This is a genomic window from Tardiphaga sp. 841_E9_N1_2 (genome assembly GCF_051811065.1).
In the GTDB taxonomy this organism is placed as follows: Bacteria; Pseudomonadota; Alphaproteobacteria; order Rhizobiales; family Xanthobacteraceae; genus Tardiphaga; species Tardiphaga robiniae.
The window spans coordinates 133,817-147,206 of sequence record NZ_JBPWQC010000001.1 but is presented as its reverse complement, the minus strand read 5'-3'; the positions used below and the strand labels follow the sequence as shown (position 1 = coordinate 147,206).

The window sequence follows — 13,390 nt, the reverse complement described above, 5'->3', positions numbered from 1 at the left end:
TTCGGTCAAGATAGAGTTTGGTCAGTTCATCACGATTTCGCGTTATTCCGGTTTCATCGCGGGCGATATCCCGCTGATTCATCGAACAGGCTGAACGAATGGTTGCCTCCCACCCTGCCCCCCTCTCGCCTGTCGGCGAGGAAGACAGCGCCAAGCGCCGCCAAATTCTCGACGGTGCGCGAAAAGTCTTCCTGGATCTGGGCTTCGATGGCGCCAGCATGGGCGAGATCGCGCGTGCCGCCGGCGTCTCCAAGGGCACGCTCTACGTCTATTTCACCGACAAGAGCGCTCTGTTCGAGTCGATCGTCGAGCAGGAGAAGCTCGAGCAGGGCAAGGCTGTCTTCAATCTCGATCCGGAACGCGATGCAGTGACCACGCTCGGCGAGTTCGGCCGCGCCTATATCCAGTTGCTGTGCCGGCCCGGCGGCGGCTCGGCGATCCGTACCGTGATGGCGATCGCGGAGCGCATGCCCGATGTCGGCAAACGCTTTTATGAAGCGGTGCTGGCGCACGCGATCCGGCAGGTCGCGACCTATCTCGATGCCCGCGTCGCTGCGAAGGAACTGGAAATCAAGGATACCGAACTGGCCGCCGCGCAATTCATGATGTCCTGCCAGGCGACGCTGTTTCAGCCCTTCATCTTCCAGGCCAAGCCGACACCGACGCGCGCGGAGATCGACAAGGTCGTCGACAGTGCCGTGCGGATGTTCCTCGCGGCCTACCGCATCTGACGAGCCGGCCTATTCGTTCTCGTAGAAGTCCTCGTCGTCAGGCGATTTGCGCGTCGACTTCTTGGCCGTTCGCCCGATCGAGCCGGTCACGCCGCCGTAGTCATTGCTGTTGCGCCCGGCATAGGGATTGCGACTTTGCGCGCGAGCGGCAATCTCCTCGCCCGACACGGCCGCCGGCTGGCAGATCACCGGGCGCTTGGGCCGGCGCATCAGATCCACGTGAATGTGATCGTAGTGATAGACGTTGGAGCCCGGCGCTAGCACGGTGTTGAAGACCTGGCACGCGCCGCCCTGGATGTCGCGCAGGAAGCCCTGCTCTTCCGGCATCCCCTTCCAGCCTGCCTTCACCGAGACACTGCGACCATCGGCGAGGACGAAGGCGGAGATATCGAGCGCGTTGCCGAATGCATGTTCGGAGATGTGCGCGCGCGAGTTGCCGTTCATGCCGCGGCACGAATAAGCGGAGATCTGCTTGATCTCGGCGACGCGGACGCCGAACCAGCGCATCGCTGCCGGCTGCACGGACTCCGCGAGCCACTTGTCGAGTGCCGAGACGATCGGACAGGCCAGCGTCGCCGTCGGTTTCACGACGACGGGGCCGACCGAGCCCGTGACATTGCCCTGTCCCGGTCCAAGACGCTGTGGGGCATAGTCCTGCGGCGGCTGGCTCTGCTGCACACCTGAACTATAGCGGCCGTAAGGCGCGCGCGGCTGCTCTTGCTGCGGCGCGCGCATCGTCTGCGGCGAACCTTCCGGCGGCAATTCGATTTCGTCTTCATTGTCCGGCGGCACGCCCGGCGCGTTCAGCGAGATCGGGCCGCTGTTGCTGGCAGCGCCGCCATAGGACGGCTGCTGCGGTGCGGCTTGCGGATAGGAATTCGGATAGCTGCTGGCGGGACGCGCCATGGTCTGTGGCTGCTGCTGCACCGGCCAACGTGGCTGGCTTGCACCGCTGATGCCGCCAGGCGGCCGCAAGGTTTCATCGGCAAAACCGTAGCTGCTGCTGGCCTCGCCAAGAGCTGCGACCTTCAAGGGAAATTCTGCGCCGCAGACGCCGGGCCCGGAAATCGGGTTGATCCGAACGAGATCAGCCCCCTCTTTCACCGTGCCGGATTTGAGACATGCGACTTCTGCCTCGGCACGCCATGGTTCACGTTCCTGGGTCTGAAACAGACCGCGTCCGCAACCCGCAAGCGAAACAAGGACGACGGAGCCGACGAGATACAAACGAACTCTGCGCGTCATTCGCGCAAGGTGGTCGAAATGTTTTAAAGACTCTTCAACGCATTGAATTCACGTTTGATTTACCATGTTGCCGACGCTCGTACCGCTACGGCCGCAGTTGGTCGGCTTCCTTCTCTTTTCTGCGGGAACGGACCGCCAGCTTTCGCGTTACTCCGCGCGACAACGTCAAAGGGAGGGTTCCCATGACTATGTTCGGCCAACTGAGCGTTGTGGCCGCCTATGCGGCAATCGCCTTCGTCGGCGCTATCGTATTTGGCGTGCTGTAGAGCCCTAATCCCATAAAGCTTTCTCACCTATGGCGTCCGCTCTCCCGAGCGGGCGCTTTTTGCTGTTGTGACCTGCCAGTAACCGATTGACAGTTTGACGCAGGCCGGGGCCTGATGCCCCGTTACGAGCGCTTGCGCATGGACCGGGACAACCGCCCGCGCAGTAGACCAGCGCCGAATTCAGAAGTCAGGAAACGCCTATGCGCAAATTCTTTGCCGCAGCCATTGCGGCTGTATCACTCGCCGCTGCACTTGCAGCCCCTGCTGCGGCGCAAACCCCGATCAAGATCATGGTTGGCGGTATCGACAAGCAGATCTATTTGCCGGCGAAACTCGCGGCGCAGCTCGGATTCTTCAAGGAACAGGGGCTCGACGTCGAACTGTTCAACTCCACCTCCGGCTCACAGGCGGCGACCGCCCTGCTCGCGCGCGAAGTGCAAGGCGTGGTCGGTTTCTACGATCACACCATCGACCTGCAGTCCAAGGGCAAGTTCATCACCTCGGTGGTGCAATTCGCCGTCGCGCCGGGCGAAGTCGTGCTGGTGAAAGCCGCCGACGCCGACAAGCTGAAGGATCCCGCCAACTGGAAGGGCCAGGCGCTTGGCGTCACCGGTCTCGGCTCTGCCACCGACTTCCTGACCCGCGCGCTCGCCGCCAAAGCAGGGCTGAAGATGCAGGACTACACGCTGGTGCCGGTCGGCGCAGGCGATACGTTCCTGGCTTCCATGCAGCAGGGCAAGATCGTCTCCGGCATGACGACGGAGCCGACGGTGGCGCGCGCTGTGAAGAACGGCACGGCCAAAGTCGGCATCGATCTGCGGACGCCGGAAAGCACCCGCGCTGCGCTCGGCGGCGATTATCCGGCCGCGTGTCTCTATATGGACCGCGCCTGGATGGAGGCGAACAAGGAGACCGCGCAGAAGGTCGTCAATGCCTTCGTGAAGACGTTGAAGTGGATGAACAGCCACTCGCCCGAGGAAATCGCCGCGCAGATGCCGAAGGACTACTATGCCGGCGAGCTCGACCTCTATGTGCAGGGCCTCAAGGAAGGCAAGCCGCAATACTCCGTGGACGGCATGATGCCGGCGGGTGCGCCGGAATCGGTGCTGAGCGTGCTGAACAGCTTCTCGCCCAACCTCAAGGGCAAGACCATCGACCTGGCCAAGACCTACACCACGGATTTCGTGGTCAAAGCCAACGCGACGAACTGAGCATGTCAGCAATTGCATCGCCCTCCGCCGTCGCGCTGAAGAACGTCGCGCGCCGCTTCGTCACGCCTTCGGGCGACGTTCTCTCCGCGCTGGAGGATTTCGACCTCACCATCGCGCCCGGTGAATTCATGGCCGTGGTGGGCCCGACCGGCTGCGGCAAGTCGACGACCCTGGGGCTGATCGCCGGGCTCGCTCGCCCGCAAGGCGGCGAGGTCACATTATTCGATGCGCCGGTGACCGGTGTAGATCGCCGCGTTGGTTTCGTGTTCCAGCAGGATGCCGTGTTTCCATGGCGCGACGTGCTCGGCAATGTCATGGCCGGGCCGCTGTTTCACGGTGTCCCGAAAGACAAGGCGGAGGCTACCGCGCGTGACTGGATCATTCGTGTCGGCCTGAAAGGCTTCGAACATCACCATCCGCATCAGCTCTCCGGCGGCATGCGCAAGCGCGTGGCGCTGGCGCAGACCTTCATCAACAATCCGCAGGTGCTGCTGATGGACGAGCCATTCTCCGCGCTCGACGTGCAGACCCGCGAACTGATGCAGGAGGAATTGCTGCAGCTGTGGGCGCAGGCGAAATCCGCGGTACTGTTCGTGACGCATGATCTCGACGAGGCGATCCTGCTCGCCGATCGCGTCGCCGTGCTGACCACACGACCGGCGCGGGTAAAGTCCGTCCACACCATCGATCTGCCGCGTCCACGCGATGTCGCGACGCTGCGCTATGACGAACGTTTCATCGCCATTGCCCGCAAGATCTCTGACGACCTGCGCGAGGAAGTATTGCGCGCACGGGCAGGACACTGACATGACCGAGACAACAGTGACCGCCCCCCTCGCCGCCGACGGCCGTATCGAGACCGCCGTCCAGCGCCTGCGCCGCCATCAGCGCCTGGTGCTGGCGCTGCGGCTTGCCGTTCTCGTATTCCTGATCGGCGGCTGGGAATTCGGCGTCCGCCTCGGCGTGATCGATCCGTTCTTCTTCGGCCAGCCATCCGGCATCGTCACCAAGCTGATCGACTGGACCGAAAACGGCACCTCCATCGGGCCACTGTGGAAGCAGATCTGGGTGACGATCTACGAGGCCGGCGCCGGCTTCCTGATCGGCTCCGCCATGGGCATCCTGTGCGGCATCGCACTCGGGCGTAACCAACTCCTGTCAGACGTGTTCTCGATCTACATCAAGGTCGCGAATTCGATCCCGCGCGTCGTGCTCGGCTCGATCTTCATCGTGGCCCTCGGCCTTGGTGCGGCATCGAAGATCGCACTCGCCGTCGTGATGGTGTTCTTCGTGGTGTTCGCCAACGCCTTCCAGGGCGTGCGCGAGGCCGACAAGAACCTGATCGCGAATGCGCGCATCCTCGGCGCCAGCAACTGGCAGATGACCCGTGCGGTGGTGCTGCCTTCGGCGCTGTCCTGGATTCTCGCCAGCCTGCATGTCTCGTTCGGCTTCGCGCTGGTCGGTGCCATCGTCGGAGAGTTTTTGGGCGCCCGCGAAGGCATGGGACTGCTGATCGCGACCGCACAGGGCTCGTTCGATTCCAACGGCGTGTTCGCCGCGATGATCGTTATCGCGATCGTGGCGCTGCTGGCCGAATGGATCCTGACCATGATCGAGAACCGGCTGCTGACATGGCGCCCGGATACCACCGTTAACGAGTGACCACTGAAGCCCGGCGCGCTTGATTCAAATCAGCGCGCCGGCGGTCATTCCCGGTGCAACAATGTTGTCCGCCTCCCCCCGCGACGACACATTTCCCCGCCGCGACGAAACCGTTTTGCAGAATTGACGCAAATCTCCTGAAACGGCCGCTGGGTACATCTCCTGCCAACGAGGCGCCGAACGGGCGCTCATTCACAGGCGCTCAAACGGAGATTCCCATGATCACCCTCGCTTCTTTCGAACGAAAAATTCGCCGTGCTGCCGTCGCAATCGGCGCGCTCCTTGCCGGCGCATTCTCCTTTGCCCATCCGGCAGCCGCAACGCCGCTGCCGCTGTTTCCGTTCTTCATGGCGCCGCCGGTCCAGAGCGAGCCTGCGCCCTATATGCAGTCGCCGCAGATGGATGACGAGCGCTCTGCCATCGAACAGCCGGCGCGCTTCAGGCGGCAGATCGTCAACTATCCGACCCGCGAGGCCGCCGGCACGATCATCGTCGATACGCCGAACACCTATCTGTATTACGTGCTCGGCAACGGTCAGGCGCTCCGCTACGGCATCGGCGTCGGCCGCGATGGCTTCACCTGGTCCGGCGTGCAGACGGTGACCCGCAAGGCCGAATGGCCGGCATGGACCCCGCCCGCTGAAATGATCGCACGCCAGCCCTATCTCCCGCGCCACATGGCCGGCGGCCCCGGTAACCCGCTTGGTGCCCGCGCCATGTATCTCGGCGGCACCATCTATCGTATTCACGGCACCAATATGCCCGAGACCATCGGCACGCAGGTCTCGTCGGGCTGCATCCGCCTCACCAATCAGGACGTGTCGGATCTGTATTCCCGCGTCACCGTCGGCACCAAGGTCATCGTGCTGCCGATGGATCGCCGTGCAGACAGCGCAAGCGGCAAGCGTGGCTAAAGTCGGGCACGGTTCATAACTGGCGCACGTCACCACAGCATTGTAATGTCCCCGCGTTTTCGAGCGGGGACATCATGCGTCTGAAACCAATTCTCATCGGCGCGGTGCTGGTCGCCGTCTTTTTCGTGGTCGCACTCAAGGTGATGGACTATGTGGCTCCGCGCGGCATCGGATCGACGCCGGTGCTGGTCGCATTGCCGCCACTGCCACCCTCACCCGCACGCAGTTCAAGCATCATCGCGCCGGTCGCCATTGCACTCACCGCGATCCGCGATGCCGCCGACCGCGGCGCACCGCGCAGCTTCAACGGCACCGCTGACAATCCTGTGCAGCAATTGCTACAGGATGCCGATATCAAGTGGACGGCCGCACGCGGTCCGATCGCGGCGACCGGCGCGCAGGACACGCTGACCATGTCCGCGCCCCTGACCGGCACGCTCAATGTCACAGGCGCGATCTCGACGAATGTGCGCGATGCGCTGGGCGGCGCGCTCGGCAACCTGCTCGGCGGCAATGTTGCCAAGCAGCTTGGCAACATCAACATCAAGAACGTCAATGCCAATGCGGAAATCCGCGGCAATGTGGTGGTCTCGGCGCAGCCCCGGCTGACCCCGAACTGGCGGATCGACCCGAACCTGACCGCTCAGGTGACACTCGGCGACACCAATGTCGCGGTTGCCGGCGCCCGCATCAATGTGCCCGCGCAGGTCAAGCCGATGATCGACAATGCGGTCAACGAGCAGATCATCGCCCTGCAGCAGCGCCTGCGCAACGATCCCGCTTTCGAACAGAATGCCCGGCGTGAATGGGCCAAACTCTGCCGGTCGATCCCGCTGCAAGGTGCGAGCGCATTGCAGAACCTGTTCATCGAACTGAAGCCGACGCGTGCCGTCGCCGCCCAGCCGCGCATCGATGCCAGCAATTTAACGCTGACACTCGGCGTCGAGGCGGAAACACGCGTGACCTCAACACAGACGCAGCCGAATTGTCCGTTCCCTGCCACACTCGCCATCGTGCCGCCCGGCCCCGGCAAACTCAGCATCGGTGTGCCCGTGGACATGCCTTTCACTGAACTGAACAAGATCATCGAGGCGCAGCTCGTCGGCAAGACATTCCCGGAAGACAATTCCGGCGCGGTCGCAGTGACGGTGAAGAAGGCAACTGTCTCGGCATCCGGCGACCGCCTGCTCATCTCGTTGCTGGTGAATGCCAAGGAGAAGCAAAGCTGGTTCGGTCTTGGCGGCGAAGCAACCGTCCATGTCTGGGGCAAGCCTGCGCTCGATCAAGCGGCACAGACGCTGCGCTTTACCGATCTGGAACTTGCCGTTGAATCAGAAGCGGCCTTTGGCCTGCTCGGCGCGGCAGCACGTGCAGCTATGCCATTGCTACAGAAGACGCTGGCCGAACGAGCGACCATCGATCTGAAGCCCTTTGCCTCGAACGCGCAAAAGAAGATCGCCGCCGTCATCGCAGATTTCCAGAAGAACGAAAACGGCATCCGCGTCGGCGCCGAGATCAGCAGCCTCCGCCTGGGTGGCATCGCTTTCGATTCCAAGACACTCCGGGTGATCGCGGAGGCCGATGGCGCCATCAATGTAAATGTGACGGCGTTGCCGGGGCTGTAGATTTAGCGCGATGACGCGGTGAAGAGCGCACCCGCAAAACGGGCACGCTCTTATCGTCAGCCTACTGGTTCTTGGCTCGCGTTGTCACAACGTGACGCAAAAAGGCCTTACATCGCATACTTGAACTCAGGCATCGCCTTCAATTGATCCTTGCTCGCACCGCTTAGCACGGCATGATCGGGATACCAGGGATTCGCCTTGGCCGGCGCGACGGCTGCGGGAGCTGCACCCGTGGTGGCTGCACCCGTGGTGGCTGCACCCGTGGTCATGCCGCTAGGGGGCGAGGTCGACTTCATGCCCGACGAACCGCCAGTTGAAGACGCCATTGTTGCGACCGGCTCGTTCACGAATTTGATCTTGTCATAAGGCACGGCGATCAGGCGTTCGCCGACACCGAGGAAACCACCGACGCCGATCACCACCGCCTTGATGTTCCCCTGCTTGTCGGTCAGGAGATCGTTGATCGAGCCGAGGCTCTCATTGGCTTCGTTATATACGCTCAGACCAACCACCTTCGATGTACGCCAGTTGCCATTGAACGTCGTATCAGATGCGGTGACCGGCGCAGCTGCCGGGGCTGTGGTTGTCGTAGTTGCGCTCGGGCTCTGCGCAAAAGCTGCGGTTGCCAGCAACGCCGAACCAACGATACCAGCCGTCATGTATTTCTTGAACATATGTTCCTCCTGTCGTTGTGGGTCGTCCAAAACCAACGCGGAGGTACAATGACTGTTCCGGTTCCACCGAAATTGGTCGTTAGAATTCGCCCCAATAGGGTGCGACGCCGTAGTGGCGATGCAGCGCTTCTTCCTGCGACCTGTCGCCCCAGTCGAACTCGCGTTTCTCGGTGAATGACGGCGCGCTGCGCAATTCCTCTTCGCTGATATCAAGTTGATACGCGTCGAGCGTGCGATTGAAGGTCAGCCGCGCCCAAGGCAGCGGCAGCAGATTCGAGCCGAGACCGAGAAAGCCGCCGAAGCTCAGGATCGCGTAGGACACTTTGCCGCTGATCTTGTCGATCATCAGACGTTCGATATGACCGATGCGTTCGCCATTCGGACGTCGTACCGCCGTTCCCTCGATCCGGTCGCTCGCAATCAGGCTATGCGGCTTCGTCATGACGTCGGGAGTCATTGTCGCCTCCATAAATCAATTGAAGGGGTAACAATGCCCGGACGTGTTCCTTGTTCCGGCAATAGCGCGAAAGTGACCTGCACAAAAGAAACCACCACCTTATCCCTTGCGGGAAAGATGGTGGCGTCAGCCTGGTCGTAAGCGTCGCGGTCTTCGTATCAGGTCTGGTAGTCGATCAGCAGGGCCGTGAATGACGCCTTGCTGCTGGATGCTGTAGCGCTGGTGCCGCTCGCGCTGTAGGAGCTTGAAGACGAGGCCTCCAGCGATTGCTTCAGCGAGTCCAGGAACTGCTTCATGATATCGGAGATACTGGTCGCACTGTCCGTATCATCGGTACTGTCGGTACTATCGGCGCTATCCGACGGCGGTGGGCCGCCGGGTCCACCGCCAGGAGGTGGACCACCGGCACCGCGAGCGCCGCCTGCTCCACCCGGACCACCATCGGCGAAGGCCGACTGGAACACGCCCTGCAATTCGGTGGCCTGGTCCGAGGTCAGCTTGCCGCTGGACACCTGGGCACTGATGAGATCGTCGATCTTCGATTTCATCTCGTCCGGCGACGGCCGGCTGCCGCTGCTCTGGCTCGAACGGTCGGCCTGCAGCGACGAGTCGATATCGGTTAAAGCAGAAGACAGCGCATCCTGATCGCCGCTGCTGATCTTTCCGGAGGAAAGCTCGGCCTGCAGCTCCTGCTGCAGTTTCTGAAGGGGGGATTGGTAGGAACTGCTGGACGCAGCCGAGATAGAGGTCATGATCTGCTCCAAGGTGCTTGCTTAGTGCTCGCAACTTGCGGTTAACCTTCTTAACGAGGTCTTGTTATTGCCTTGCTGACATGTTGCGGTTTGTTGCGCCTCAGCCACCAGCAACAGTCCGAAACAAAAAACTTCTGCAGCCCGCGCCGATCCCGGCCAAAAGAGTTCGCATGGCAAACGTACCGAACATCCTGGTCGTAGAAGACGACCGCGAAACCCGTACGCTGATCGCGAAGTATCTGCGTACCAATTCCTGCAACGTCACCACCGCTGCCGACGGGCGCGAGATGGAAAAGGTGATGGCCGACACCCGTGTCGACCTGCTGATCCTCGACGTGATGCTACCCGGCGAAGACGGCCTCAGCCTGTGCCGCAAGGTCCGTGCCGAGTCGCAACTGCCGATCATCATGCTGACGGCGCGTGGCGAAGACGTGGACCGCATCCTCGGCCTCGAAATGGGCGCCGACGACTACCTGCCAAAGCCCTTCAATCCGCGCGAACTGCTCGCACGCATCAATGCGGTGCTGCGCCGACAGGCCACGGCGCTCAATGCCAGCGCCACGCCGAACGCCGCGGCGCTGTCATTCGCAGGCTGGCAGATCGACCTGCGCCTGCGCGAATTGCGTAATCCCGAAGGCGCGCGCGTCGCCATGACCTCGGCCGAATTCGATCTGCTGCGCGCCTTTGTCGAGCGCTCGGGCCGCGTGCTGTCGCGCGACAGCCTGCTCGATCTCACGCAAGGCCGCAGCGCCGGCTCGTTCGAACGCAGCATCGACGTGCTGGTCAGCCGTATCCGCCGCAAGATCGAGATCGACCCGCAGGACGCGCAAATGATCAAGACGGTGCGTTCCGGCGGCTACATGTTTACGCCGACGGTGGAAGCGGTCGCGACGGCGACGACCAACTAGTTTCAGCGAGATGTTCAGCGTCCTCAATCTGCGTCGGATCAGCGGCCAGATCACCGCCCTGGTGGTGATGTCGATCGTGGCTATCCACATCGTTCTCTCGCTGCTGTTCACGCTGATGAGACCGGACCCGAATGATCAGGAGCGGGATCGTGGCCACGGCGAGTTGATCGCGATCGTTCGCTTGCTGAAGACGACACCGATTGCCGATCGCCCGGAACTTCTGGTCAATCTGAAAAACGCCTTTCCCAAATTCGACATCCGGCCAGTCCCTCGGGATGCAACGATCACAACCGACAACGGCCCCGACTATCCGCGTCACAGCTTACGCCGGCTGCTTGGTTCCGACGCGCGACTGCTGACGATCGGTGGCGCGCCGGACCGGATCGGGATCACCCTCCCGGACGGCGACATGTTCTCCTTCAGTAGTCTGCCAGAGCGGCGACCAGGCTTCTTTCTGGGCGGTCCCTGGGTTCTCACGTTTCTGTTCGTCGTGATCAGCCTGACGCTGCTGGGCCTGTGGGCGGCCCGCATGCTGTCCGCGCCGCTTTCGGCCTTTGCCAAGGCAGCAGAAGAGTTCAGCCTGAACGGCTCGGCTGAGCCTCTTCCGGAACGCGGTCCCGAAGAAATTCGCTCGGTGGCACGCGCGCTGAACCGGATGCGCGAGCGCATCGGCACGTTGATCGACGACCGCACCAAGATGCTGGCCGCGATCAGCCACGACCTGCGCACGCCGATTACGCGACTGCGTCTACGTTCGGAATTCATCGAGGATGACGGCCATCGCCGTCACATGCTGCGCGACCTCGACCAGATGCGATCGATGCTCGAAGCCGTGCTGTCATTCTTGCGCAACGACCGTCGGCTGGAAGAGATGACGCTGACGGATATCGCCACAACCCTGCAGCTGATCGCCGACCAGTTTGCCGACATCGGGCATATGGTGACCTATCAGGGCCCGTCCCATGCCATGGCGATGGCCCGGCCCGACGATCTGCATCGCGCAGTGACCAACCTGGTCGAGAACGCCGTGAAGTTTGGCTCGGAAGCGAATATCTCTCTGACGATGTCCGAGGGCGGCGCCATCATCGACGTCGCCGATGACGGTCCTGGCATTTCGGACGCACAAAAGAGCGCGATGCTGCAGCCCTTCGTACGCGGCGACGACGCCCGCAACATGGATCATGAAGCTGCCGGCTTCGGCCTCGGCCTGTCGATCGCCCGCGCCGTAACGTTGGCCCATGGCGGCGAATTGACACTGCTGGATCGCCAGCCGCGTGGCCTGATCGTCCGCATCACGCTGCCGGCACGCGATACGGACAGAGCCGCAGCGTAGCGCTCAGTTCGCCTTCACCGCAGGCGCGACGCTGTGGACCGCACCCGGTTTGCGCAGATGGACCGTGGCGATGTCGTCACTATAGACCTTCTCCCAACCATCGACGCGATCGAGCAGCTTGGTTGCTGCGCTCTGGGTTCGCAGCAAGGTCGCCTCGATGTCGTAATCCTTCAGCAGCCGGAACAGGTTGTCGGGCTCGATCAGACCGCTGGCATTGTTGTGGTCGACCATCAGCTTCGTCCCGAACAATTCGGTACGGCCATCGATGAAGGTCGGCACCCCACGCGCGATCAGATAGCCGCCGAAGTCGTAGTCGTTGAACACGCGGCGGAGCTTGAGCTTCTGGAGTTCAGTCACCGCCTTCGCGGGCGCAGCCGCCTCGAGCGGCATGTAGCGTTGCACGGACGCCAGTACGAACGTTCCGGCAATCAGGCAGATCGCGATCCCCGCGAACAGCAGATGCCGCGACGGCGATACATGATTGGCCGCCGGCATCTGAGGTCCACCGATTTGTTGGCCAAGCGGCGTCGCCAAGACCATCGGCGCCAGCAGCGCCAGCACTTCGGCGTTGCGCACGTGACTGAGCGCCATGAACACGAAGCCGATCACGAGCACGATGCGCATCGGCGGCAGCGTGATGCCGCGCCATAGCGCCAGCGCGAACGCCACCAGCGCGGTCAGTTCCAGAGGCCCGGCATGATTGAAATTCGCAGGCCGCCATTCGCCGATCAGCGCCAGCGCTTCGCCGAGATTGAGAATGCGACGCGACGCCAGCAGCGAGTCCCAGCCATAAGGCGTCACGCAACTCGCCACGAGCGCGGCCACGCCGAACAGCGCCCAGCGCAGCAGCAGCGCGCGCTGCATCGTCTTCGGTGCATGCCAGATCGCATCGATGCCGATCGGACCGATCAGCGCCAATCCGAGAATGAAGCCGCCGTGCAGGTTGGCCCAAAGCGCCATCAGCGGCAGCAGCCAGAAGGATGGCACACTCCTGCGATCCATCGCATTCACAAGGCCGGCGACCCATGCCACCATCACCGGCATCGCCAGCAGATGCGGCCGCGCAACAACATGCCCCGCCATCAGCGTGAGAGCCGTTGCAACCAGCGCCAGTGTTGCCGTGGTCGGCAGACGCTTGTCGAGAAACCGCGTCAGCACCGCGATGGTGAGAGCGACCGCACCCGCGCCGAGTACGACAGGGCCGGTCCAACCGGCGACGCCATAGACCAGCGCGTAAAGCACCTGCGCCAGCCACTGCGTGGAGATCCACGGCTGGCCACGCATCGTAAAGGAATAGATGTCGGTCTGCGGAACTGCCTGATGATCGAGAATCCACTGCCCCACTGCGATCTGCCAATAGGTGTCGGGATCGTTGAGCAGTGCTTTGCCCGCCGCCAGCAGCAGCGCATAGACCGCGATTCCCGCCCAGAGCGGGAGCAGCCCGTGCATCGTCTTGCGGGCCTCGGCGGGATGGGTGGCGGACATCGTCATGCTCGGCATGCCCCTGGAAAGTCGCAAGAAAAGCGCTGGAATACCGCAGCAAATCACGACAGGGCATAATTTGGGGTAAATATCGGGCGGAACTCGCGAATCTGGCCTACAGAAAGACGCA

At 62.5% G+C, this 13,390-nt stretch carries 13 protein-coding genes; 8 read left to right on the top strand and 5 right to left on the bottom strand.

Translation table 11 applies throughout. The annotated features are described in order from the left end of the window. Nucleotides 1–98 precede the first annotated feature (98 nt). Nucleotides 99–731, top strand: coding sequence for a TetR/AcrR family transcriptional regulator (locus AB8A50_RS00715; RefSeq protein WP_068732302.1), 633 nt, complete (start codon nucleotides 99–101; stop codon nucleotides 729–731). A gap of 9 nt (nucleotides 732–740) precedes the next feature. On the opposite strand, the gene AB8A50_RS00710 is transcribed toward AB8A50_RS00715, so the two are convergent. Beyond that, nucleotides 741–1,976: an extensin family protein gene (locus AB8A50_RS00710; RefSeq protein WP_439076419.1), complete on the bottom strand. Its 1,236-nt coding sequence runs from the start codon at nucleotides 1,974–1,976 to the stop codon at nucleotides 741–743. Nucleotides 1,977–2,442: 466 nt separating this feature from the next. Here AB8A50_RS00710 and AB8A50_RS00705 point away from each other — a divergent pair, with 466 nt between their 5' ends. The 5 genes from AB8A50_RS00705 to AB8A50_RS00685 all read left to right on the top strand — a co-directional run bounded on the left by AB8A50_RS00705 (nucleotide 2,443) and on the right by AB8A50_RS00685 (nucleotide 7,654). Continuing rightward, entirely contained in the window at nucleotides 2,443–3,453 is a 1,011-nt protein-coding gene (locus tag AB8A50_RS00705) for an ABC transporter substrate-binding protein (protein WP_439063330.1), read from the top strand. Nucleotides 3,454–3,455: 2 nt separating this feature from the next. Continuing rightward, nucleotides 3,456–4,259 carry an ABC transporter ATP-binding protein gene (locus AB8A50_RS00700; RefSeq protein ID WP_439076418.1) on the top strand — a complete coding sequence of 268 codons (804 nt, stop codon included), beginning with the start codon at nucleotides 3,456–3,458 and terminating at the stop codon, nucleotides 4,257–4,259. A gap of 1 nt (nucleotide 4,260) precedes the next feature. Beyond that, nucleotides 4,261–5,115: an ABC transporter permease gene (locus AB8A50_RS00695; protein ID WP_089267362.1), complete on the top strand. Its 855-nt coding sequence runs from the start codon at nucleotides 4,261–4,263 to the stop codon at nucleotides 5,113–5,115. A 218-nt stretch (nucleotides 5,116–5,333) separates the two neighbouring features. Continuing rightward, a complete protein-coding gene (locus AB8A50_RS00690; protein ID WP_439076417.1) occupies nucleotides 5,334–6,029 on the top strand; it encodes a L,D-transpeptidase in 696 nt (231 codons plus the stop codon). 74 nt (nucleotides 6,030–6,103) lie between these two features. Beyond that, nucleotides 6,104–7,654 carry a DUF4403 family protein gene (locus AB8A50_RS00685; protein WP_439076416.1) on the top strand — a complete coding sequence of 517 codons (1,551 nt, stop codon included), beginning with the start codon at nucleotides 6,104–6,106 and terminating at the stop codon, nucleotides 7,652–7,654. A gap of 107 nt (nucleotides 7,655–7,761) precedes the next feature. On the opposite strand, the gene AB8A50_RS00680 is transcribed toward AB8A50_RS00685, so the two are convergent. The 3 genes from AB8A50_RS00680 to AB8A50_RS00670 all read right to left on the bottom strand — a co-directional run bounded on the left by AB8A50_RS00680 (nucleotide 7,762) and on the right by AB8A50_RS00670 (nucleotide 9,537). After that, nucleotides 7,762–8,328 (bottom strand): PRC-barrel domain-containing protein, encoded by a 567-nt coding sequence (locus AB8A50_RS00680; protein WP_439076415.1) that lies wholly within the window; start codon nucleotides 8,326–8,328, stop codon nucleotides 7,762–7,764. Between the two features lie 79 nt (nucleotides 8,329–8,407). Further along, nucleotides 8,408–8,785 carry a PRC-barrel domain-containing protein gene (locus AB8A50_RS00675; RefSeq protein ID WP_120289287.1) on the bottom strand — a complete coding sequence of 126 codons (378 nt, stop codon included), beginning with the start codon at nucleotides 8,783–8,785 and terminating at the stop codon, nucleotides 8,408–8,410. Nucleotides 8,786–8,943: 158 nt separating this feature from the next. After that, nucleotides 8,944–9,537 (bottom strand): hypothetical protein, encoded by a 594-nt coding sequence (locus AB8A50_RS00670; protein WP_089267575.1) that lies wholly within the window; start codon nucleotides 9,535–9,537, stop codon nucleotides 8,944–8,946. A 170-nt stretch (nucleotides 9,538–9,707) separates the two neighbouring features. On the opposite strand from AB8A50_RS00670, the gene AB8A50_RS00665 reads away from it, so the two are divergent. Together AB8A50_RS00665 and AB8A50_RS00660 are read left to right on the top strand one after the other, a co-directional pair. Beyond that, entirely contained in the window at nucleotides 9,708–10,445 is a 738-nt protein-coding gene (locus AB8A50_RS00665) for a response regulator (protein ID WP_439076414.1), read from the top strand. Between the two features lie 10 nt (nucleotides 10,446–10,455). Further along, the gene (locus AB8A50_RS00660; RefSeq protein ID WP_439076413.1) at nucleotides 10,456–11,778 is read left to right on the top strand and encodes an ATP-binding protein; all 1,323 of its coding nucleotides are present in this window, start codon (nucleotides 10,456–10,458) and stop codon (nucleotides 11,776–11,778) included. A 3-nt stretch (nucleotides 11,779–11,781) separates the two neighbouring features. Here AB8A50_RS00660 and AB8A50_RS00655 read toward each other — a convergent pair whose 3' ends face one another. Beyond that, nucleotides 11,782–13,269, bottom strand: a complete 1,488-nt coding sequence (locus AB8A50_RS00655; RefSeq protein ID WP_439076412.1) for a hypothetical protein — start codon at nucleotides 13,267–13,269, stop codon at nucleotides 11,782–11,784. Nucleotides 13,270–13,390 lie beyond the last annotated feature (121 nt).